Here is a 20,013-nt window from a genome sequence, read left to right as displayed (position 1 = left end):
GCGTTTCGCGCGGCGTCGGGTTCGCGGTCGCAAGGAAGGTTGAATGGGCCGCGCGCCATGACGCCGATTGCGCCGGATGCCGCGTTGCCCGGCGCCGGGCCGGTGGGCCGTGTCGCCTTCTTCGGCCACGACCGGATCGAGCCGACGATCCGGAAGCGGGTCGGCGCCATCCGGGAGACCGGCTGGTCGGTGGTCGAGTACATGTTCGTGCGGGCGCGGGTCGGCCTCGCCGATCCCGGGACCGCCGGCGACGTCGTGCCGCTCGGGCAGACCGTGGATCGGCAGTACGGACGGCGGCTCCCGATGCTGGCGCTCGGGATCGTCCGGGCGCTGGCACGGTGGCGGGACCTGCGCGCCGCGGACGTGGTCTACGTGCGCAACCTCGACATGGCGCTGGTGGCCTGGGCCTCGACCCGGCTCGCGGGCAGCCGGGCGCCTCTGGTCTACGAGGTGCTCGACATCCAGCGCCTGATGGTGCGGCCGGACCGGGTCGGACGGGTCGCCCGGGCGGTGGAGCGCTGGATCCTGGGCCGCAGCGCGCTGCTGGTCGTTAGCGCGCCGGACTTCGTGGGCCGCTACTTCGGGCCGGTCCAGGGTTTTTCGGGCCCCTGGCACCTCCTCGAGAACAAGGTCATGGCGCACCGCCTCGCCGAGGTGGCGCACCGGATCGACCGCGACCGCAGCGCCGGGCCGCCCTGGGTCATCGGCTGGTTCGGCACGCTGCGCTGCCGCCGGAGCCTGACCATCCTGGCGGCGGTGGCGCAGGCGCTGGGCGACGCGGTGCGGGTCGTGATCGCCGGCCGGCTCTCCGAGGAGGATATCGACCCGCAGGCCTTCGCGGAGACGCTGCGCCGGCATCCGAACATGTCGTTCCGCGGCCCCTACGCCAATCCGGAGGAGCTGCCCGACATCTACGGCGGCGTCCACTTCAGCTGGGCGGTCGATTACCTGGATGACGGCCTCAACTCGGACTGGCTGCTGCCGAACCGGCTCTACGAGGGCGGCCTGTGCGGGGCGCTGACGCTCGCGCGCGCCGAGACCGCCACGGGCCGCTACGCGGTGGCCGAGCAGCTCGGGTGGGCCTTCCCGGAACCGCTCGAGGACGCCGTCATCGCGTTCCTGCGCGGCCTCGACGGGGCGACCTACGCGGCGATGCACGGCGGGCTCGCTACCCGGGCGATCACGGACTTCGTCGACGTCCACGGCATGCGCGACCTGCTGGCCCGGGTCGCCTGATTGGTTTTCTCGCGCGGCGCGGCGATTTACGCCGCGCCGCCGGACGCGGGCTGGGGCCGGATTCGGGCGCATCGTCTCCGCCCCGCGACCGGGCGCTGACGGACTCACACATCCGGTGGTGCGCGACGGCCGCACGAGGAAGCGCGGATCCTCGCCCGTTGCAGGAAATGGGGCCTGTCGCGCTCTGGAAGCGAGACTGCCTCGAGCCTGTGGGGCCCGCAGCGGACGGGCACGCCCGGATCGGGGGGCGCCGGTTACGTAGTTCCGACGGGCGCCCCCGCGCGGGGGCGAATCGATCGGCTCAGAATGCGGCGTGCCGGCCACCGAAAGCCCTGATTCGGGGGTGATTCGCCATCGGACCGGCGGTTCGAGCCTCCAAACCGTCATCATATCTACAAAATCAGTCCAGCAACTCAGTTTCAGCGGCGAAAACTGGATTCGCCACCGCGCTGGAGTGCGAGATAGGCGGGGCAATTAGACATCAGTCGAATAGGCTAAACAATTTGGCCAAGGCCGCATCCGGTGACGGAATCCGATCCCCGAACCGGCAGGCCGCCGAGGCGGAAATAGCCGCCGCGACATTTCAATTCTTTGGTTGCTAAAAACTTGCGATCGACCGCCTGGATACGGTCGATCGACCGCAATGAACCAGACCAGACACCAGAAGATCGCACGGATGCAGGACGAGATCTACGATCCGGATCGGCGGTCACTGCACCAGTAGCTACGTACGTAGTTTGTGACTGTTTTGATATGCGTAGAAATTTAATCAACCCGGAGCAGATAGGGTATTTACAGCCGATTTTACGAAAGTTAGCATTATATCCACGGTCATCGAGAGCCTTTCAATAAGGCGCCGAACAGACCGCCATCCGCTAGTGTCATGTCGACGGCGAGTTCGTGGGTTTCCACGCCCTCGCCTGACAACGGGCTTCCTGCGAAAGGAGGTAATTTCCTATGGCCAGTCTTGGTACTCGAGACGAGCGCGTCATCGTCGAGCGGGATAGTCCCAGGAGCCGCAGCGGCTTTCCGGGAGCGCAGGGCGGTGACGGTTCGGACGTCATCGAGCGGCGGGACCCGACCCTGGCCCGCACGAACCGCATCGTGATCATCGATCGCCGGCAACTCGTCGGTCGGTGCCTGGCCGCATCCCTCCGGGAGGCCGACAAGGACACCGTGTTCGAGGTGTTCCCGGACATCGAGTCGTGGAAGCGCCAGACCCCGTTCGCGGCCGCCAACGTGGTCGTGCTGTGCCGGCCGGACGGCAACCTGTCGGAGACCGAGTGGGCCGAGGTCACCCGGGAGCTGGCCCTGCTGCAGGGCGAGGTCGACGCGCCCCCGGTCGCGGTCATCTCGGACGGGGAAAACCTCGACCAGATCGTGCGGACCATCAAGCTCGGGGTGAAGGGCTACATTCCGACGACGACCTCGGTCGACATCGCCCTGCAGGCGCTCCAGCTCGTCCAGGCGGGCGGCGTCTACATCCCGGCGGAATGCCTGTTCCCGCTTCTCGCCAGCATCAAGGTCGAGGAGCCGGTCGAGCCCGGCGAGGACGAGATCTTCTCCCCGCGCCAGCTCTGCGTCGCCCGGGCCCTGCGCAAGGGCACGCCGAACAAGATCATCGCCTACGAGCTGAACATGTGCGAGAGCACTGTGAAGGTTCACGTCCGCAACATCATGAAGAAGCTGAAGGCGAAGAACCGCACCGAGGTCGCGTACCTGACCAACAAGTACTTCCTGCGCGAGGATTCGAGCCTGGCCGCCGTGAAGGCCCCGGCGGCCTGAACGCCGCCCGGCCGCGCCGGCCCCGACAGAGCGCCGTGCCCGATCCATCCGCGATCGGGCACGGCGCTCTGTTTTGAGCCGGACCGCCCCGCAGGGCGGCCGCCTCAGCCGACGGCCAGCAGCGGCCGGGCCGCGGGCTCGACCCGGGGCGCGGCAGGCTCCTCGGCGCGGCCGACGCTGGTATAGGCGAACCCGTGCAGCCGGGCCTCCTCGGGCCGGTAGACGTTGCGCAGATCGACCAGGACCGGAATGCGCATCGTGGCGTGGAGCCGCGGCAGGTCCAGCGCCCGGAACGCGTTCCACTCGGTGACGATCACCAGGGCGTCCGCACCCTCCGCGCACGCGTAGGCATCCTGCGCGAAGTCCACGCCCGGCAGGAGCGGCCGGGCCTGCTCCATGCCCTCCGGGTCGTAGGCGCGGACATGGGCGCCGGCATCCTGCAGGCCGGCCACGATCGCGAGGGCGGGCGCATCGCGCATGTCGTCGGTGTTCGGCTTGAAGGTCAGCCCCAGCACCGCGATCGTCTTGCCGCGGACCCCGCCGCACGCCTTGATGACCTTGCGGGCCATGCCGCGCTTCCTCTGGTCGTTGACCGCGACCACGGTCTCGACCAGCCGCAGCGGCGTCCCCGCATCCTGGGCGGTCTTGACCAGAGCCAGCGTATCCTTGGGGAAGCACGAGCCGCCGTAGCCCGGCCCCGCATGCAGGAACTTGCCGCCGATCCGGTTGTCGAGGCCCATGCCGCGGGCGACCTGCTGCACGTCGGCGCCGACCTGCTCGCACAGGTCGGCGATCTCGTTGATGAAGGTGATCTTGGCGGCCAGGAACGCGTTGGCGGCGTATTTCGTCAGCTCGGCGGTGCGCCGCGACGTCACCAGGATCGGCGCCTCGTTGAGGTAGAGCGGCCGGTAGACCTCGCGCATCACGGCCTCGGCCCGGGGATCCTCGGTGCCGACGACGATCCGGTCCGGGCGCTTGAAGTCGGAGATCGCCGCGCCCTCGCGCAGGAATTCCGGGTTCGACACCACGGCGAAGTCGGCGTCCGGCCGCAATTCGCGGATGATGCGCTCGACCTCGTCGCCGGTGCCCACCGGGACCGTCGACTTCGTCACCACCACGGTGAAGCGGGTCAGCGCCCGGGCGATGCTGCGGGCCGCCTGGTACACGAAAGAGAGGTCGGCGAAGCCGTCGCCGCGTCGCGAGGGGGTCCCCACCGCGATGAACACCGCGTCGGCCTCCGCGACGGCGAGCTCCAGGTCGGCGACGAAGGACAGCCGGCCCTGGCGGACGTTCTCCGCCACGAGGGCACCGAGCTCGGGCTCGTAGATCGGGATCTGCCCGGCATTCAGTGCATCGATCCGGTCGCGGTTGGTGTCGACGCACACGACGCTGTGGCCGAAATCGGCCAGGCACGCCCCGGAGACCAGCCCGACATAGCCCGACCCGACCATCGTGATGTTCATGCTCGCCTCGTCGCACCGCGCGCCCTGTGAGTCCGGTCTACGGCGGCGGGAGCGGGGCGGCACCTCATGACTTAGGCGTAGGGCCGGTCGGCGGGACGGGGTACGGGCGCGGTCGCGGGGCTGCCCGGCCCCAAGGCCGGCCGGATACCTCGCTAGGCTTAGGTCCGGCCGCTCCCGCGGTGTTCCCCGGCCATGCAAGAGACCAGGCAGCCTAAAAGCTAAGTCTTTTTCCCTTCTATTAGGCCGGATCTCATGGGGTTTAGACGGAGACGATCGCAGGGACGAACTCTCTCGGGGATTTTCGCAGGGGGAGAGCCCGTTTGGCCGCACGCTTCTACTTCGAGCTTGCCAACGCCGAGATCACGCTCCACGACCCGACGGGCGTCGAGGCCACCGACCTCGAGGAAGCCCTGTTCGAAGCGCGCAGCGTCATCGCCGAGATGGCCGACGAGATCGCCGACGGGCATCCGGGGCCGCCCTGGACCCTGCTGGTGCGGGACGAGGCCGGATGGCTGGTCGGGCGCTTTCCGATCCGCAAATGACCGGACGCGCGGCCTTTACCGGTTGTTAACCCTTCGTTCGGAGGATCGAGACGCCTTCGATCAGGGACAACCATGGCCAGACCGACGTCCTCGCCCGATCCGCGCGTCGCCGCGCTGGCCGACGCCACCGCCGCCGGCCTGGCGCAAGCCGCACAGGCCCTGGCGGAGCGCGGCGATCCCGAGACCGCCGAGACCCTGCGCGCGATGGCGCGGCACAACCGGGTCGCGGCGCTCAAGCTGCGGACGATGCGGGGCGTGGCGCAGGACCGGATGGGCCTGGCGCGTACCGCCTGAACCCGGGCGATCCGATCGTCCGGACGACTGCTCTCCCGCACGACGGATCGGGCCGGACGCCCCTCCCTGCGGGGAAGGGCGTCCCGGCGGGCGATGGGTGAGGGACAGCGTCGGCGGCCTCCGGCGCTCGAACCGGCGGGAGCCGTCACGCCGCGCGCATGGTGGCCAGCAAGCGGTCGACCTCGGCGGTGAGACGCTCGGACTGGCGTGACAGGCCGGTCGCGGCCGAGAGCACCTTGCCGGCGGCTTCCCCGGTCTGCTCGGAAGCACCCGCGACACCGACGATGTTGCCGGTCACCTCCCGGGTTCCGGCGGTGGCCTGGGCGATGTTGCGCACGATCTCCTGGGTCGCCGCGCCCTGCTGCTCGACCGCGGCGGCGATCGAGCTCGCCACCCCGTTCAACTCACGGATCCGGTTGGTGATCGTGCCGATCGCGCCGACGGCCTCGCCGGTGACGCCCTGGATCCGGCCGATCTGGCTGGCGATCTCCTCGGTCGCCTTGGCGGTCTGGCCGGCCAGCTCCTTCACCTCGGAGGCCACGACGGCGAAGCCACGGCCCGCCTCGCCGGCGCGGGCAGCCTCGATCGTGGCGTTGAGCGCCAGCAGGTTGGTCTGGCTGGCGATCGCCGAGATCGTCTGCACCACGTCGCCGATCCGCGTGGCCGCCGCACTCAGCTCGGCAACCAGGGCGGCGGTCTGGTCGGCCTCGCCGACGGCCCGCTGGGCCAGATCGGTGGACCCCTGCACCTGCCGGCCGATCTCCTGGATGGAACCACCGAGTTCCTTGGTGGCGGCCGCGACCGTGTTGACGTTGGCGGCCGCTTCCTCGGCCGCCATCGCCACCGCGCCGGATTGGGTGCCGGCCTCCTGGGCGATGTCCGTCATCGCCCGGGCGGTGACTTGCAGCTCCGTGGCCGAGGACGCGACCTGATCGACGATGCCGGCGACCGCCTGCTCGAAGCCCTGGGCCAGGTCCAGCCGGGCGCGCCGGCGCGCCGCGGAGGCCGCGGCGTCGGCGGCCAGCTTGTGCTCGGCTTCCTCGGCCGCGCTGCGGGCGACGCTCTCCTTGATGCGCTCGACCGCGCGCCCGACCGCACCGATCTCGTCGCCACGGGGCGCCTCCGCGATGACCGCGTCGATCTCGCCTTTCGCCATCCGCTGCAGGACGGCCACGAGGCTGCCGAGGGGCCGGGTCACACCGAACACGATGATGGCGCCCGAGAGGGCCAGGGCGGCGAGCAGCCCCGCCGCGGTCGAGCCGATCAGGACCAGCCGCGCCTGCTTGGCCGCGGCCTCGGTGGCGTTCTTCCCGTCGGAGAGGCGGGCATCGACCCGCCCCTCGTAGACCCGCGCGGTCCGGTCGAACCGCTTCGCGACCTGCTGGCTCGTCCCCATGGCCAGCTGCGTGGCGGCGGCCTGATCGTTCTTCAGCGCGAGCGCGTTGGATCTGTCGAGGACATCGTAATACTCGCGCGTGATCGTACCGATCTCGAGCAGCAGGTCCCGCACCTCCTTCTTCAGCGCGCCCTCGGCGAGCGTCGCGATATCGTCCGCCGTGCCCTTCACCGCATCGCGATACGCCTTCTCGAAGTCGGACATCTCGTTCTGCGGCTGACCGATGATGATCGCGCGGTTCATGAGGCCGGCGGTCTGCACGTTCTGCCGGACCCGCGCGAACGCCTCCAACCGCGCGACGTAATAATCCACCAACACGTGGTTACGCTCGGTGATATCCCCCAACATACTGAGCGTATAATAGATCGTTCCAACGCTCACGAGCGCCGTGATTAAGATCGGCACAAACATCTTGTGCAGTATTCTTAAGCGTTCGAAGATTTTCATATGGAAAGATTCTCTAACCCGGCATTGCGCCGACCTTAAAAACGTGCCCTGAAATTAATCAAGTGGGTTGACATGATCATTTGTTACGTACCAATATGTAAAAAAATTTACCGGCAGATCTGAATCATATAACTTTACACAATAACGCCCATCGTTTCGGATCATAACTTCTAATAGTGCGGGTGATCGAACCATATTTCGCGCTGGCTGAGAAATTGAGGTGTTAAATCTTATGATGACGGTCCAGCCACTTGGCACACACGCACAAGGCGTCTGCGCATCGCGCATACTTGGGCCCGACGTCATCCAGCGGCCACACGAGGAACAGTATCCGGCCAGCTTGCGAGCGATCAACAGCCAAAAATTCAATAAAAGCACCCGCACAAGTGTTTTTGCTGATTGTTTACACCCGAACAGCCTGGTAGATTTGCAAGATAGAGCTTGACAAGGAACTCACGCGCCGTGCCCCCGACAGACAGCGAGATGAGCGCCGGCCTCGCGCTCGACATGGTCGGTCGCGCCTATCTCGCCCTGGCCCTCCTCTACGAGACAGCGCACCCGGGCGAGTTCGATGGCGTCCAGCAGAAGATTCGCGCGTTCGTCGAAGACAATTTCCGTATCATCCAGGAGACCAGCGGCCGCGAGACCCTGGCGGCGGGAACGGTCGAAGGCGCGGCTCACCTCGTGAACGGCGTCCTGCTCGAGGTCGAAAGCAAGATCGCGACGATGATCCGGCCGACCCGATACATGCGTGGCTGAGCCGCGCGCGGGACACGACGGGGTGCCATCGAATCGTACCGGGCCGATCGACCGCGCCCGCTGAGGCCTGCCTTCGGGTGTGGACAGAGCCATACAGAATGGGGACGATCCCGCGCCCCTCCCCGCACGCGGACGCCTCGAAGAAGCCCTTCGGCCGGCTGCGCGAACGCAAAGGCCTGCGCTTCGCTCCCTCGCCCCCGGATGACGGGAGTGGGGTGGAACCGCGCCAACCCGGACCAGGCGAGCCTCCGCTCCGTACCGCGCACGGGGTATCCGAAGGCCGAATACCGGACTGTTGCAGTTGAGCCATGAGGCCGCGCTAAATCTCTCACCACGCTTGGGCGGCGACACTGGCCCTAGCTTGAAGCATCGACAGTGTTAACGGAGCATGTTAGTCCCCAACTAGGGATGGAAACAAGATTATCGGCGCGATGAAGATCAGCGATGATTGTGACCAGGGCTCACGTAGTGCGGATGTTGCACTCGAGGTTTTGGCGCGAGCCTATCATGCCCTGGCAGTCGTCTATGAACTCTCGAACCCCGGCGCCTACCTGGCACTTCATGGAAAGATGATGCCGTACCTGCTGGACAGTTTCCGGAACGCCGAGGCGGCGCGGACCGGCGATCCGCACACCACCGCGTTGTTCAGCGCCGCGCTGGAGCGGGTCCGCTGCGCGCTGGACGACGTCCAATGCGACGTGTCGGCCGTCCGGCCCCGGAGCGGCGAGCGGGATCACTGACGAAGCCGGCGGCGGCGCGTTCTCAGGGCGCCGGCCGCAGGCGCTCGCTCGGCCCGAGCAGCAGGCGCGGAGCCGTATCCCCGGTCGCGGCACGGTTCGGGATCAGCCGGGCCAGCTTGGCCTCCAGGGTCTCGGACGCGATGTGCCGCCAGGCCCGCGGGGCGTACAGCAGTTCGCGCAGGGCCGCCGCGTAGCCGTGCGAGCGCCGGCGGTCGAGGACGCGCCGGTGCTGCCATTTCCGCATCGTGGCGTCGCGATGGGACCGCAGGGCCTTGCGGGCGCCCGGCGCGAGGTCCGGACGGGCCAGCATCGTCTCGTCGAACGCGATGATCGCCGCGAGGTCCTCGGTCCGGTGCTGCGCACTCAACGAATCCGCGCGCTCGACCGCCACGTAGCCGCATGGCGCCGTGACGGCGAACACGGCGCCCGCCGCCAGGGCCTCGACGTAGAGGGCGTAATCCTCTCCGAGGCGCAGCCGGGCGTCGTAGCGCAGGCCGTGGCGCTGCAGGAACGAGCGCCGCATGATCGGCTTGAGGAACCCGAGTTCCCGCCGGTGCTCGCCCGCCCGTCCGATGTTGCCGGAGACGAACCCCGCGAGCGACAGCAATTGTGGCCGGCCGGGCCCCGTCACGAGGCTCCCGGCCGCGGCCGCCGCGCTCCCCCGGACCAGGATGATGTCGTCGGCGATCAGGTCCCAGCTGCGGGGGGCCGACAGCAGGCGGCCCAGGCGCCCGTCCAGGAAAGTGTCGTCGGCATCGAGGACGCAGAGCAGCCGCGCGGTCGCCACCGCCAGCGCCGCGTTGCGGGCAGCGGCCGGTCCGGCGTTGCGCGTCAGCCGGAGCAGCTTCAGCCGGCCGGTCCCGTCACCGGCGGCCTCGGCGGCCGCGCTGGTCCGGTCCGTCGAGGCATCGTCGACGACGATGACCTCGGCGACCTCCGGCTGGCGCAACGCCGAGGCGACCGCGGTCGCGATGGTGGCCTCGGCGTTGCGCGCCGCGATGATGACGCAGACATCCGCTCCGTCGCTCTGGGCCTGGACGCTTCGCACCGGACGACTCCGAAGACTCCCCGCCCGGCAGGGGCCGGACGGCCATCCCGCACCGTAGGCGGCCCGCGCGCGGCACGCGACATCGTCCAAAAGGAGGGCGCGGGCGCCGGATCCGCTCGTCCGAAAGATCACCGCCGCCGCGGCCGGACGCGCCGATACTGCGCCGGATTCCGTGAACCGGCCAAAGCGAGACGATGAGCATGACGAGACCGCGCCGCCCGATCCGCACCGGCTGCCTGGCCGCGGCCCTGTTGCTGCCGGTCCTGCCGGTCGCGGCCGGGGACGATCCCGCCCCGGCTTCCGGCGACGCGCCGGCGTTCCGGGGCGGCGGCTCCTTCGTGGAGACCTTCGCGACCCTCGGCGATCGACGCTGGTACGTGGCCGACGGCTGGGTCAACGGCGACTTCCAGAAGTGCACGTGGTCGCGCCAGCGCGTGCAGATCCCCAGCCCCGGGGCGCTGACCCTCACCCTGGCCGACAGCCCCTACAAGGAGCGCGCCTTCAGCTGCGCGGAGATCCAGACCAAGGAGCGCTACGGCTACGGCACCTACGAGGTTCGGATGCGGCCAGGCGCGGCCTCCGGCCTGGTCTCGGCGTTCTTCACCTATAACGGCCCGGACGACGGCGACCGCCGGACGAACGACGAGATCGATTTCGAATTCTTGGGCAAGGACACGAAGGGCGTCCAGCTCAACTACTTCACCGGCGGTACCGGCCAGCACGAGAGTGTCGAGGCGCTGGGCTTCGACGCCGCGACGACCATGGCCGACTACGCGCTCGAATGGCTACCCGACCGGATCCGCTGGTCGGTCAACGGCCGGCTGCTGCGTGAAGTGCGGGCCGCGCCCGACCGGCCGATCCCGTCGCATCCCGGCAAGATCATGCTCAGCATCTGGACGGGCCAGGGCCGCGACTTCGAATCGTGGCTTGGGCCGGCCACCTATCCGGGACAGCCGGTCTCGGCCGCCTTCGAGCGCGTCGCCTTCACCAAGCTGGGCGACCCGTGCGGCTTCAAGGGCTCGATCCTCTGCCGGTAGGGCGGCACGACGCCGCCGGCTTATCGCGGAACCCAAACGAAACATTAACCTTGTCCCCCGCACGTTCACGATTGCGGTCACTACGGGGCCAAGTTTGATGTCCGGGTTCAGCCTTCTCATCGCTGTGTATGCGGTCGGCTTCGTGGAGTTCTGGCGCCTCTGCGTCGTGGCGCCCCTGGACCAGGACGACCCGGCCTGAGGGCCTGCCCGACCCGACGCAGCCCACACCCGACGCCGAGAGCCGTCCCGGATCGCGTTGCAATCGCCAACAGCTCTCAGCCCTTGATGCAACGCGCTCGCTGACGCCAAACCGGGATCCACCTCGGCGGCGAGCGCTCTCGCGGCGTCCCGTCGTCGGCTCGCGGCGCTACTTGCTGCCGCGCTGGGCCAGCACGGCCGGAATGGTGCGCAGCATGATCGCGAGATCCCGGCGCAGGCTCCAGCGGCTGGCGTAGTCCAGGTCGAGCGCCACGCGCTCGGCGTAGCTGGTGTCGGAGCGGCCCGAGACCTGCCACAGACCGGTGACCCCGGGCGGCACGGAGAAGCAGAGCGTGAACGCCGTCCCGTAGCGGACGACCTCCCCCTGCACGATCGGGCGCGGGCCGACCAGGCTCATCTCGCCGCGCAGCACGTTCCAGAGCTGCGGCAGTTCGTCGAGCGAGGTCTTGCGCAGCACCTGGCCCAGGGTGGTCACCCGGGGATCCCGGGTAAGCTTGTGGGTCGCCTCCCACTCGGCCCGGGCCTCGGGATGCGCCGCCAGGTGCGCGGCCAGGACCGCGTCGCCGTTCGCGATCATGGACCGGAACTTCAGGCACCCGAACGGACGCCCGTTCCGGCCGAGCCGCCGATGCCGGAAGATCGGCGCGTGGCCGTCGCTGGCCCAGATCAACAGGGCGATGAACAGGAGCAGCGGCAGCAGCAGACACAGGGCCGTCAACGCCACCCCGGTATCGAGCGTGCGCTTGGTGGCCCAGCCGAGCCGGAGCCCGAAGCGCGCTGGAGAAGCCGTCGGCAGCGTCATGACCAACGCTTCGTTGATCGTCTCGACCATATGGTGCGGCGACGACGGGGTGATGGAGGTCGGGGTCCCAACCGGACGCAGCATGGCGGCGGCTCCTCACTCGGTGCGAAAGGTGGATGCGACAGTGCGAGATGCGATCGAAACCCGCGGGCCGGTGCGGCCGGGACGGGGACAATATTTGACACGCGAAAGTCTTGAGCCGTTGGCACAGCGGAAAACTTGCGGGATAAAGCCGGGGCAGGACCACCGAATCACCAGTGGAGATAAGTAATTGCTGGTCCTTCTGGTCTTTGCTGCGCTGATCGGGGGCGCGATCGGTTTCGCGGTGGGCCTGCTGCAGGGCTGGCTGGTCGCGTTGCTGGCGGCCCAGGCCGGAGCCGCGATCGGCGTGGGCCTCGTGGTCCTGCTCGGGATGCGTCGGTGAGCGCCCCGGCCGGGCGGAGCCCCGAATCCGCGCCGCGTGCGGCGGGCCCCCGGGACGGCCTGTGGCATGGCGTGGCGCGAGACATCGCGCTGCACGGCATCGCGTCGTCTGCAAACCGGTGCGTGTGAGCGATGACCGTTCACATCAGTGTTCCACCCGGAATCGGACGGGCCATCGCGACCATACCCCACTTCGATATTGTTAAACAACCCTAAACACGAAGGGTCTAAGGCCGAATACAGCAATGCGGCAGATGTTCAGGCGACCCGGCCTACGCCGATCGAGGTAGGCCGCCCCCCGCGTCCGGCCGGCCTAGACCGGGCGCTCGATCCGCTTCGACCGCGCCCGCGCGGCGGGACGGGCTCCGGCATCGGACGAGGCGTGCATGGTCCCGGCAGAGCGCCGCATCATCGGGTTCGACGGCCTGCGGGCGGTGGCCTTCCTGATGGTCTTCGCCAGTCACAAGGCGCCGAGCCCGCGCACCGAGGCGCTGGGCAGCGCCGGGGTCTGGCTGTTCTTCGTGCTGAGCGGCTTCCTGATCGTCCGCATCCTGGCGGCGGCCCGCGGGCGCATCGAGGCCGGCGCGGCGACGCCGATGGACAGCCTGCTTGCGTTCTACCGGAACCGGCTCGCCCGCATCGTGCCAGTGTATTACGTCTTCCTGTTCGTGCTCTACACCACCCGACTGGGCGGCCCGCTGAACCTCGGCGACGACGCGTTCAAGCTTTCGACGTGGCTGTACCTGACCAACGTCTATATCGAGCGGAACGGCTGGGGGACGGAGCTGGGCCATCTCTGGAGCCTGGCCGTCGAGCAACAGTTCTACCTGCTGTTCGCGCCGGCGGCCCTGTTCCTGCCCCGGCGCCGTCTCGGGGCGCTGTGCGGCGCGCTCGTGGGCGCCAGCGTGCTGATGCACGTCGCCCTGTGGTCGGCCGGCGCCTGGCCGGTGAGCTTCGACGTCGACACGGTGGCCAATCTCGGGCTGATCGCCCTGGGGGGTCTGGCCGGCCTGCGCACGCAGCCCCTGCCGGGCTGGCTCCGGAGCGACGCCGCCCTGCTCGGCGCGCTCGCCCTGTTCCTGGCCCTGCCGCTGCTCGCCGGGGAGACCGGCCGGTGGCTGATCCTCGGGCGGCTCAGCGGGGTCCTGGCGGCGCTCGTCCTGCTCCAGATCGTCCAATCCCCGGGCAACCGCATCGTCGCGCTGCTGGACACGGCCTGGCTGCGCCGGATCGGCGTCATCAGCTACGCCGCCTACCTGTTCCACGTGCCCCTGCACGCGGAGCAGGTGCTGGCAGCCGTCGGTCTGCATCTCGCCGGGCCGCGCTCGGTCACCCTCGCGCTCGACCTGGCACTGACCCTGCTCCTGGCGGAAGCGTCGTGGCGGCTCCTCGAATCCCCGGCCCGCCGGATCCTGCGGAGCCCGCCCCGGGCGGCCCGGCGTCCCGCGTTGATCCATCCGCTGTAGACGTCACGGATTCAAAAGGTCCTCGACCTTTTGCGGGTGCAGGGCGGAGCCCTGCGGTCGTGCGAAGCCGCGCTCCAGCGGGACGCTGTCCCGAACCCTGCCAAAGGGCTCGCCCTGTGGGATCCGGCGCCTTTCCATGAGACGGCCGACCAGGGCCGCAGCGACCGGGGCGAGGCGCTTTCGCGCGCGCAAGGACGGGCTCTCGATGCCGTGCCACGACGCGGCGGCGGCGAGGAGCGTCGGGCCGATGGCCAGCAGGACCAGCGGAGCCGTCGAATCGATCCCGGGGACCAGGGAATAGACCGCGTTGAGGATCGGGCAGTGAGACAGGTACAGCCCGTACGAGTAGTCGACCTTGTACGGCCCGAGCCGCCCGCCGAAATCGCTGACGCCGATCGCGACGGCGATATAGGCCAAGCAGAGCCCCGACAGGGCCGGATCGGCCAGGTGCCACCGGTCCGGGCCGAGCCCGTAGACGAGGCCGCACCCGGCCACCGCCGCCGCGAACAGCCGGCCATCGAGCGGCACGGCGTGGCGCCAGACATACAGCAGGCAGCCGCTGAGGAAGGTCGAGAACAGGATCGCGCCGCGGCCGAGGAAGAACAGGCGGAACAGCCCGTTCCGCTCGAACAGGGGCAGCCCCCCGCACGCGGCCAGCAGGGCGGGCGTGACCGCCAAGGCGACGAGTACGGCCAGGAGCACCCGGGGCCGCCGCAACAGCCCCGCCACGATCAGGGCCGCCGCCAGCCCGTAGCAGGCGAGTTCGTACGCGAGCGTCCAGAGCGCGGCGTTAACGATGCCGGGCTGCCCGTTCTGGGTGAACACCCCGGGCAGCTGCGCGCGGAACAGGCCGATGCTGTTCGCGCAATACTGCCAGACCCCCGCCTGCGCGAAGTAGGCCGCCGGAGCATCGGTGGAAAACACCGGGCCGATCACGAAGGCCGTGACCAGGGTCACGGTGGTGAGGGCGGGCAGGATCCGCACGGCGCGGTTGATCAGGAACGGTCCGGCCGGGAGCCGCGACGCGCTGCCCGCGACCAGGAAACCGCTGACGCCGAAGAACAGCGGCACGAGGCTGCCGGTCAGCGGCGACAGCGTATCGGTCCAGAGCGTGCTGCCCACCGTGGCGCCGGCATGGAACAGCATCACCAGCAGCGCGAGCACCAGGCGCAGGGTATCGAAGCCGGCGCCGTAGCCGCCGCCGGCCGCGAGCGTCCCTCCGATCGTCCGCCCGCGACGGGGCATCTGTTGACGCATGAGAGAGCCTCGTACGGACACGCGCCGGGGCGCGGCGCCTCCGATCCATGCCACCGGTTGGCCCGAGGCGAGGGACGGGGCCGAGCACACAAAAGGAGGGATCCGGCGCCGGATCCCTCCCCGCTGTACGGCGACGGGCCACCCGGGCGGGGTCAGAACTCCTCCGAATGGCGTAGCAGAGCGCAATGTCGCCAAGGCCCGCCGGGCCACACGCCTCCCGAGCGGCCCGCTACGAGGCCGTCCTGGCGGTGTGGCCGCGCTCGTCCCGTCTCGCCGCCGGCGGGGGTGACGCGCCTACGGGTTGGACAGGTTGGACTTTCGACCTCTCCCGAGGGGGGGGGGAGAACTAAGTCTACTTCAAGTGAAGGTTTGACCCTTGCCGCCATGCACCGTCATCCCGGGGCCGCGCAGCGGAGCCCGGGATCCAGAGACGCCGACGCGTCAAGCTCTCGAGCCAACGGCGTTTCTGGATTTCAGGCTCGCCTGCGGCGGCCTGGAATGACCGCGCGGATAATCCAGTCTGGGGCTTACCCCTCGGGAGATGAACCTTCCACCCTGTGGAACCCGTAGCGGGGACGCGCTGCAGCAACGGTGGCGGCAGGCCTCGCCTACGACCTGATCGGCAGCCGCGCCACCACAATCCCGGCGGCGTCCCGCACCACGAGCGTCCAGCCGCCACCGAGGTCGTGGGCGCAGACGTCGTCCGCCATCTCCCGGATGACGCTGCGCGCCTCGGCCAGGGCCTCGGTCAGATCGGTGGCGTCCACGCCCTCGTGGTCGCGGATCGTCTCCCTGCCGTTCTCGACGTCGAAGTAGAACCGGATGGGCAAAGACGATCCCCCGTGATTGATGCCCTCGGAGGGCCGTCCCGTCCTGGATGCGCGGCCCGACGCGCCCGACGGAAATCATCTGGAGACATAAAGTTTAATAAATATCAAAGCTGATTTCGCCTGGTCCGTTGCAATAATGTCTGAATTTTCTCGCACTCGTACAATATAGGTATCGATCATTGCCCATTTGATCATGGCGGCGTGGCGAAAGGCGGTACCGCGCTGCGCCTGCCCTGGCCCCCGGGTCACCGTCGGGGATCCCGGCCGGCGCGAATAAATCCGCCGCCCTGGGACGGTGCGGCGCGCGCCTACGTCCTTTGAGTGTCGTGCGCCGGGCGCGCTTCACGCCATGGTCGGCCAGGGCCCGGGAGACCGCGAATCCCGGGGGCGGCGGCAGGACGAGCGATGGCGAAGCAGATCGAGGCCGATGCGCGGACGGCGCCCGTGGACATCTCGTTCCTCATGGCCGCCCACAATGCCGCCCCGTGGATCGAGACCGCGATCCGCTCGGCCCTCGACCAGGCCGGCGTCGCGGTCGAGGTCCTGGTGGCGGACGACGGGTCGACGGACGGGACCGCTTCCGTACTGGCGCGGCTGGCGGCGGCCGACCCGCGCATCCGCCCGATCCCCCTCGACGCCGCGGGAACGCACGCGCCGCGGGGTCCGTCGGCCGCCCGGAACGCCGCCCTGGCCGCCGCACGGGGACGCTGGGTGGCGATCCTCGACGCGGACGACCTGATCGTCCCGGACCGGAGCCGCACGCTCCTGGATCTCGCCGCCGCCACGGATGCCGACCTCATCGCCGACAACCCGATCCCCTTCACCGGGGCCTTCGATCCGGGCGGGGCCGGCATGCTGGATCGCGGCCGCGAGCCCTACCTGTTCACGATCGAACTCGCGCAGTACCTGACCTGTAACCGGATGCTCACCCCGGGGGTGAAGCTCGGCTATCTCAAGCCGATGCTGCGGGCCGACTTCGTGCGCCGGCACGGCCTGCGCTACGTGGATACGGTCCGGGTCGGCGAGGACTTCCTGTTCTGCGTGGCGGCCCTCGCGGAAGGCGCCCGCTTCGTGGTGAGTTCCTACGCGGGCTACGGGTATCGGCGGGGGCCGGCCTCGCTGTCCCATCGGCTGCGGCTCGCCGACATCGAACACCTCGACGCGGCCTTCGCGGCCTACGCCGAGGACGGCGCCCTGGCCGGGCACCGGGCGCGCTCCGCCGGGATCCGGCAGGCCAGCCGCGCCTATCGCGACAGCCTCGCCACCGCGCAGGTCATCGCCCGGGTGGTCGAGGCCGCGCAGGGCGGCCGATGGCTCCGGGGCGCCGCCCTGGCGCTGGCCCGGCCCCGGGCCTGGCGGTTCCTGACCGGCTCGCTGATGGCGGCGGCCCGCAAGCGCGTCGGCAGGCGCCTGCGCCCCGCGATGCCGGACGCCCTTCCGGCCGGACCACGGTGAGCCCCATGCGCCTGTGCCTCTGCATCTGCACCTGCGAGCGTCCGGCGGGCCTGGCGCTGCTGCTCAAGGCCATCGACCGGCAGCGGCTCGGCGACCTCGCCGAATCCGCCCTGCGGATCCTGGTGGTCGACAACGGGCGCAGCGACGCCGCCATCCCGGTGGTGGAGGCCTACCGCACCGCGGGCCGCTTCCCGATCACCTACGCCCGGGAGGCGGTCCGGGGCCTGGCGGCGGTGCGCAACCGCAGCCTCACGGCGGCCGCCACGCTCGGCGCCGACTGGATCGCCCTGATCGACGATGACGAGGTTCCGGACCGCGACTGGCTGCGCAGCCTGCTCGACACGGCGCGGCGGACCGGCGCCCCGGCCTGCGTCGGCCCGGTGGTGCCGCTGTTCGACCGGGTCCCCCCGGCCTGGGCGACGACCGGGGGCTTCTTCGCCAAGACCCTGCCGGTCCGCGACGGAATGGTGGCGGACGCCTACACGGCGAACGCGCTGCTGGACCTCCGGGTGGTGACGGCGCTGGGCCTGTCCTTCGACATGCGCTTCAACACCCTGGGCGGCGAGGACACCATCTTCTTCCGGTCGCTTCTGCTTGCCGGGCACAGGATCGCCTGGGCGCCCGACGCGATCGTGTACGACAGCATCCCGGCGCACCGGATGCGGGTGCGCTGGCTGCTGGCGCGCTGGTACCGCAGCGGCAGCGTCGAGGCCTATCTCGGCCGCCTCCGGCCGGAGACGGTGAGCGGGCGGCTCAGCAACGCGGCCCGGGGCCTGGCCCGCCTCGGCGGGGGCGCGCTCCGTCTCGGGATCGCCGGGCTGTCGCTCCGGCCCGCCACCCTGGTCGGCGGGTTCTACACCCTGTGCCGGGGCGCCGGGCTGCTCGCCGCCGTGCTCGGCCTGAGCTACCGGGAATACCATCCCTCCCGGCACCGGTAAGTACGGGCTTCCAAGGGGTTCGGCCCTTTGGCGGGGTGATGGGGCGGCACGTTGAAGGCGCGCGCGGCGGTGTCGAACGCCGACGCGGCCGATCCCGCCTGCATCATGCCCGCCTGCGCCATGTCCCCTCGCGTCACGCCCCCTCGCGTCGTGCCCGCGCGCAATCGTTCCGCAATGCAGCGTGTTTGATCGCACCGCACGCACCCGGCCGAACCGGCATCATCGTTGCAGATGGTTTGCAGGGCCTCATCCGAGGCCCGCCGCACGATGAAAGGGGTGCACGCTATGGTCCTGAAGGGTTTCTCTTACGCGATGATCGGCGCCTTCGCGGGCGGTCTCGCCATGACGGTGGCCGGTTCGGCCGGAGTTCTGTTCGGCCTGTAAGCCCGCACGGGCGGCCGGCCACGACGCATCGGATCCGCGGCGGGGTGAGAGCCCCGCCGTTTCCATGAGCGGAGACAGGATGAGGCGCGCCTGCCGAAGCGGTCCGCGTTGCGGCTCACGGATGGATCGGCCCGCCGTGCTCAACGACGATGGGTATCGCAGCGCAGGAGCCGTTGTCGAACAGCGCGAAGACGCCACATTGCGAGCCAAAGATTTGAGAACTGTGGTGGCCGACGCCCGGCACCTCCAACAAGGATTGCCGCAGCGCCCCGGCCGCAGCCATCGTCTTCACGAACGCGATCCCGCGCTGGAGCCGGCTCAGACCTTGCGCTTCAGCCGCACAGCTTCGGTCGAGTTGAGGATGATTTGGATCGTTGTCGTCTGTTCCAAGCAGATAAACGATGTCTTTGGCTAAATATTCCGTCCATAAAGACTCTGGATCTGACAACTGAGTCGCGTAGCGTGGCAAGCCAGTGTCCAGTCCGTATGCCCAGCGGTTGACGGCGCTGCATCCTGGCGCGGGTGCGAACGGCCGCGCGGCATCAAAATAGAGGTAGTCGGAAGGATTGGCGACGACGTAGCGGATGTGGACACCGGCTGTCCGCAGTGGGGCCTGCCCATGCCCGACGGCCGCGTAACGTTGAACGAACCTGCCACCGGCCGAATGACCGGCGACGACGACCTTTCGCAAGTTCGGGAAAGTCTGCCGATCTGCGAGCCGGTCGAGGATCGCATCGAGAACATCGAACGAACTGATCGAGGCCGGTGCCGCGGCGTCCCGTCCGATCGCCCAGTCATTGGGCCCCCAACGCAGGGTCGTGTCCGGGAGATGGTGGGCTGCGATATCGGCCTGGATCAGGAACTGTGGCGTGATGACGAGTGCATCGTCAGCAGCCATCCCGGCTCGAGCGACAGCATACTCCCCCGAGCGCAGGTCGCGACGTGGCCACCCATGGATGACGATCACTGCGCGCCGGATGCCGGGCTGCGACACGGTCCAGTCTTGCGTCACATGCAGCGGGACCACTCCAACGCCCTGCCGCGCCCTGACTTCCAGCCGAGCATCTTGCACGACTGGCACAGGCGTCAGAACTTCCGGGTCCATCTCGGCCTGGGCCGATTGTAGGGCACTCATCACCCCCACAATCAGCATCAAGGGCGTGAGCAGACAGCGAGGTGAGCGCATGGGCATCGCCAAGTGAGCCTTGTCCTGGACCGAGTCCTGCTCCGACCGCCCACTACCTGCAAATGTCCGGCGACGCAGTCCTGCTGCTGAAGGCCGAGATCTTGCGAAAACTCCAGCGTTTTGCACCGAGTCAAAACAGCCATCTATGGCGGCGCATTGAAGATTCACCTCGGGCCTGAAACGGATCCAGAGTGGGTAAACTGAGTCGTATACGGACGCGATATTTTAATGCAACCGTCTCTACGGCAAATCAGCTTGCATGCATTCCAACTTTCCTCGGGAATATCTTGAAACATCTCCAGATCA

General features: G+C 69.1%; 18 protein-coding genes. 11 read left to right on the top strand and 7 right to left on the bottom strand.

Going from position 1 to position 20,013, the window contains the following annotated elements; genetic code table 11:
• Window positions 1-57 precede the first annotated feature (57 nt).
• Window positions 58-1,236 carry a glycosyltransferase family protein gene (locus AC0IY0_RS21330; protein ID WP_471765409.1) on the top strand — a complete coding sequence of 393 codons (1,179 nt, stop codon included), beginning with the start codon at window positions 58-60 and terminating at the stop codon, window positions 1,234-1,236.
• A 957-nt stretch (window positions 1,237-2,193) separates the two neighbouring features.
• The gene (locus tag AC0IY0_RS21325; RefSeq protein WP_147906511.1) at window positions 2,194-3,021 is read left to right on the top strand and encodes a LuxR C-terminal-related transcriptional regulator; all 828 of its coding nucleotides are present in this window, start codon (window positions 2,194-2,196) and stop codon (window positions 3,019-3,021) included.
• Between the two features lie 104 nt (window positions 3,022-3,125).
• Here AC0IY0_RS21325 and AC0IY0_RS21320 read toward each other — a convergent pair whose 3' ends face one another.
• Entirely contained in the window at window positions 3,126-4,484 is a 1,359-nt protein-coding gene (locus AC0IY0_RS21320) for a UDP-glucose dehydrogenase family protein (RefSeq protein WP_147939442.1), read from the bottom strand.
• A gap of 320 nt (window positions 4,485-4,804) precedes the next feature.
• Between AC0IY0_RS21320 and AC0IY0_RS21315 the strand changes: the two genes are divergently transcribed.
• Both AC0IY0_RS21315 and AC0IY0_RS21310 read left to right on the top strand, forming a co-directional pair.
• Window positions 4,805-5,026 (top strand): DUF6894 family protein, encoded by a 222-nt coding sequence (locus tag AC0IY0_RS21315; protein ID WP_471765406.1) that lies wholly within the window; start codon window positions 4,805-4,807, stop codon window positions 5,024-5,026.
• A 72-nt stretch (window positions 5,027-5,098) separates the two neighbouring features.
• On the top strand, window positions 5,099-5,320 hold the full coding sequence (locus AC0IY0_RS21310; RefSeq protein ID WP_147939441.1) for a hypothetical protein: 222 nt from the start codon (window positions 5,099-5,101) through the stop codon (window positions 5,318-5,320).
• A 145-nt stretch (window positions 5,321-5,465) separates the two neighbouring features.
• Here the strand turns inward: AC0IY0_RS21310 and AC0IY0_RS21305 are convergent, their stop codons facing one another.
• Window positions 5,466-7,163 carry a methyl-accepting chemotaxis protein gene (locus tag AC0IY0_RS21305; protein WP_471765404.1) on the bottom strand — a complete coding sequence of 566 codons (1,698 nt, stop codon included), beginning with the start codon at window positions 7,161-7,163 and terminating at the stop codon, window positions 5,466-5,468.
• Between the two features lie 483 nt (window positions 7,164-7,646).
• Here AC0IY0_RS21305 and AC0IY0_RS21300 point away from each other — a divergent pair, with 483 nt between their 5' ends.
• Together AC0IY0_RS21300 and AC0IY0_RS21295 are read left to right on the top strand one after the other, a co-directional pair.
• The gene (locus AC0IY0_RS21300) at window positions 7,647-7,922 is read left to right on the top strand and encodes a hypothetical protein (protein ID WP_147906516.1); all 276 of its coding nucleotides are present in this window, start codon (window positions 7,647-7,649) and stop codon (window positions 7,920-7,922) included.
• Between the two features lie 431 nt (window positions 7,923-8,353).
• Entirely contained in the window at window positions 8,354-8,662 is a 309-nt protein-coding gene (locus tag AC0IY0_RS21295) for a hypothetical protein (RefSeq protein ID WP_147906517.1), read from the top strand.
• A 22-nt stretch (window positions 8,663-8,684) separates the two neighbouring features.
• Here AC0IY0_RS21295 and AC0IY0_RS21290 read toward each other — a convergent pair whose 3' ends face one another.
• On the bottom strand, window positions 8,685-9,710 hold the full coding sequence (locus tag AC0IY0_RS21290) for a glycosyltransferase family 2 protein (RefSeq protein WP_147906518.1): 1,026 nt from the start codon (window positions 9,708-9,710) through the stop codon (window positions 8,685-8,687).
• A 200-nt stretch (window positions 9,711-9,910) separates the two neighbouring features.
• Here AC0IY0_RS21290 and AC0IY0_RS21285 point away from each other — a divergent pair, with 200 nt between their 5' ends.
• A complete protein-coding gene (locus AC0IY0_RS21285) occupies window positions 9,911-10,747 on the top strand; it encodes a family 16 glycosylhydrolase (protein WP_471765401.1) in 837 nt (278 codons plus the stop codon).
• Window positions 10,748-11,114: 367 nt separating this feature from the next.
• Here AC0IY0_RS21285 and AC0IY0_RS21280 read toward each other — a convergent pair whose 3' ends face one another.
• Window positions 11,115-11,852, bottom strand: coding sequence for a sugar transferase (locus AC0IY0_RS21280; RefSeq protein ID WP_147939439.1), 738 nt, complete (start codon window positions 11,850-11,852; stop codon window positions 11,115-11,117).
• A 187-nt stretch (window positions 11,853-12,039) separates the two neighbouring features.
• Here AC0IY0_RS21280 and AC0IY0_RS21275 point away from each other — a divergent pair, with 187 nt between their 5' ends.
• Window positions 12,040-12,192, top strand: coding sequence for a hypothetical protein (locus AC0IY0_RS21275; RefSeq protein ID WP_187193450.1), 153 nt, complete (start codon window positions 12,040-12,042; stop codon window positions 12,190-12,192).
• A gap of 385 nt (window positions 12,193-12,577) precedes the next feature.
• Window positions 12,578-13,657, top strand: coding sequence for an acyltransferase family protein (locus AC0IY0_RS21270; protein ID WP_471765399.1), 1,080 nt, complete (start codon window positions 12,578-12,580; stop codon window positions 13,655-13,657).
• Window positions 13,658-13,660: 3 nt separating this feature from the next.
• Here the strand turns inward: AC0IY0_RS21270 and AC0IY0_RS21265 are convergent, their stop codons facing one another.
• Window positions 13,661-14,914 carry an acyltransferase family protein gene (locus AC0IY0_RS21265; RefSeq protein ID WP_471765397.1) on the bottom strand — a complete coding sequence of 418 codons (1,254 nt, stop codon included), beginning with the start codon at window positions 14,912-14,914 and terminating at the stop codon, window positions 13,661-13,663.
• Window positions 14,915-15,522: 608 nt separating this feature from the next.
• Complete coding sequence (locus AC0IY0_RS21260; RefSeq protein ID WP_147906523.1) at window positions 15,523-15,744, bottom strand: DUF6894 family protein; 222 nt, start codon at window positions 15,742-15,744, stop codon at window positions 15,523-15,525.
• 405 nt (window positions 15,745-16,149) lie between these two features.
• Here AC0IY0_RS21260 and AC0IY0_RS21255 point away from each other — a divergent pair, with 405 nt between their 5' ends.
• Window positions 16,150-17,199, top strand: a complete 1,050-nt coding sequence (locus AC0IY0_RS21255; protein WP_471765396.1) for a glycosyltransferase family 2 protein — start codon at window positions 16,150-16,152, stop codon at window positions 17,197-17,199.
• 5 nt (window positions 17,200-17,204) lie between these two features.
• A complete protein-coding gene (locus tag AC0IY0_RS21250; RefSeq protein WP_471765395.1) occupies window positions 17,205-18,137 on the top strand; it encodes a glycosyltransferase family 2 protein in 933 nt (310 codons plus the stop codon).
• Between the two features lie 499 nt (window positions 18,138-18,636).
• Here AC0IY0_RS21250 and AC0IY0_RS21245 read toward each other — a convergent pair whose 3' ends face one another.
• The gene (locus AC0IY0_RS21245; RefSeq protein ID WP_246692443.1) at window positions 18,637-19,713 is read right to left on the bottom strand and encodes an alpha/beta hydrolase; all 1,077 of its coding nucleotides are present in this window, start codon (window positions 19,711-19,713) and stop codon (window positions 18,637-18,639) included.
• Window positions 19,714-20,013: the final 300 nt, after the last annotated feature.

The organism is Methylobacterium sp. AC315 (assembly GCF_979253755.1).
Note: the sequence above shows the minus strand (reverse complement) of the source record. Positions and strands in the feature narration are given on the sequence as shown.

Excerpts from the sequence above, each read along its gene's own strand:
- AC0IY0_RS21325 (WP_147906511.1), top strand. The coding sequence starts at position 2,194 with ATGGCCAGTCTTGGTACTCGAGACGAGCGCGTCATCGTCGAGCGGGAT.
- AC0IY0_RS21245 (WP_246692443.1), bottom strand. The coding sequence starts at position 19,713 with ATGCCCATGCGCTCACCTCGCTGTCTGCTCACGCCCTTGATGCTGATT.
- AC0IY0_RS21330 (WP_471765409.1), top strand. The coding sequence starts at position 58 with ATGACGCCGATTGCGCCGGATGCCGCGTTGCCCGGCGCCGGGCCGGTG.
- AC0IY0_RS21300 (WP_147906516.1), top strand. The coding sequence starts at position 7,647 with ATGAGCGCCGGCCTCGCGCTCGACATGGTCGGTCGCGCCTATCTCGCC.
- AC0IY0_RS21255 (WP_471765396.1), top strand. The coding sequence starts at position 16,150 with ATGGCGAAGCAGATCGAGGCCGATGCGCGGACGGCGCCCGTGGACATC.
- AC0IY0_RS21280 (WP_147939439.1), bottom strand. The coding sequence starts at position 11,852 with ATGCTGCGTCCGGTTGGGACCCCGACCTCCATCACCCCGTCGTCGCCG.
- AC0IY0_RS21295 (WP_147906517.1), top strand. The coding sequence starts at position 8,354 with ATGAAGATCAGCGATGATTGTGACCAGGGCTCACGTAGTGCGGATGTT.
- AC0IY0_RS21270 (WP_471765399.1), top strand. The coding sequence starts at position 12,578 with ATGGTCCCGGCAGAGCGCCGCATCATCGGGTTCGACGGCCTGCGGGCG.
- AC0IY0_RS21320 (WP_147939442.1), bottom strand. The coding sequence starts at position 4,484 with ATGAACATCACGATGGTCGGGTCGGGCTATGTCGGGCTGGTCTCCGGG.
- AC0IY0_RS21310 (WP_147939441.1), top strand. The coding sequence starts at position 5,099 with ATGGCCAGACCGACGTCCTCGCCCGATCCGCGCGTCGCCGCGCTGGCC.
- AC0IY0_RS21305 (WP_471765404.1), bottom strand. The coding sequence starts at position 7,163 with ATGAAAATCTTCGAACGCTTAAGAATACTGCACAAGATGTTTGTGCCG.
- AC0IY0_RS21265 (WP_471765397.1), bottom strand. The coding sequence starts at position 14,914 with ATGCGTCAACAGATGCCCCGTCGCGGGCGGACGATCGGAGGGACGCTC.
- AC0IY0_RS21285 (WP_471765401.1), top strand. The coding sequence starts at position 9,911 with ATGACGAGACCGCGCCGCCCGATCCGCACCGGCTGCCTGGCCGCGGCC.
- AC0IY0_RS21250 (WP_471765395.1), top strand. The coding sequence starts at position 17,205 with ATGCGCCTGTGCCTCTGCATCTGCACCTGCGAGCGTCCGGCGGGCCTG.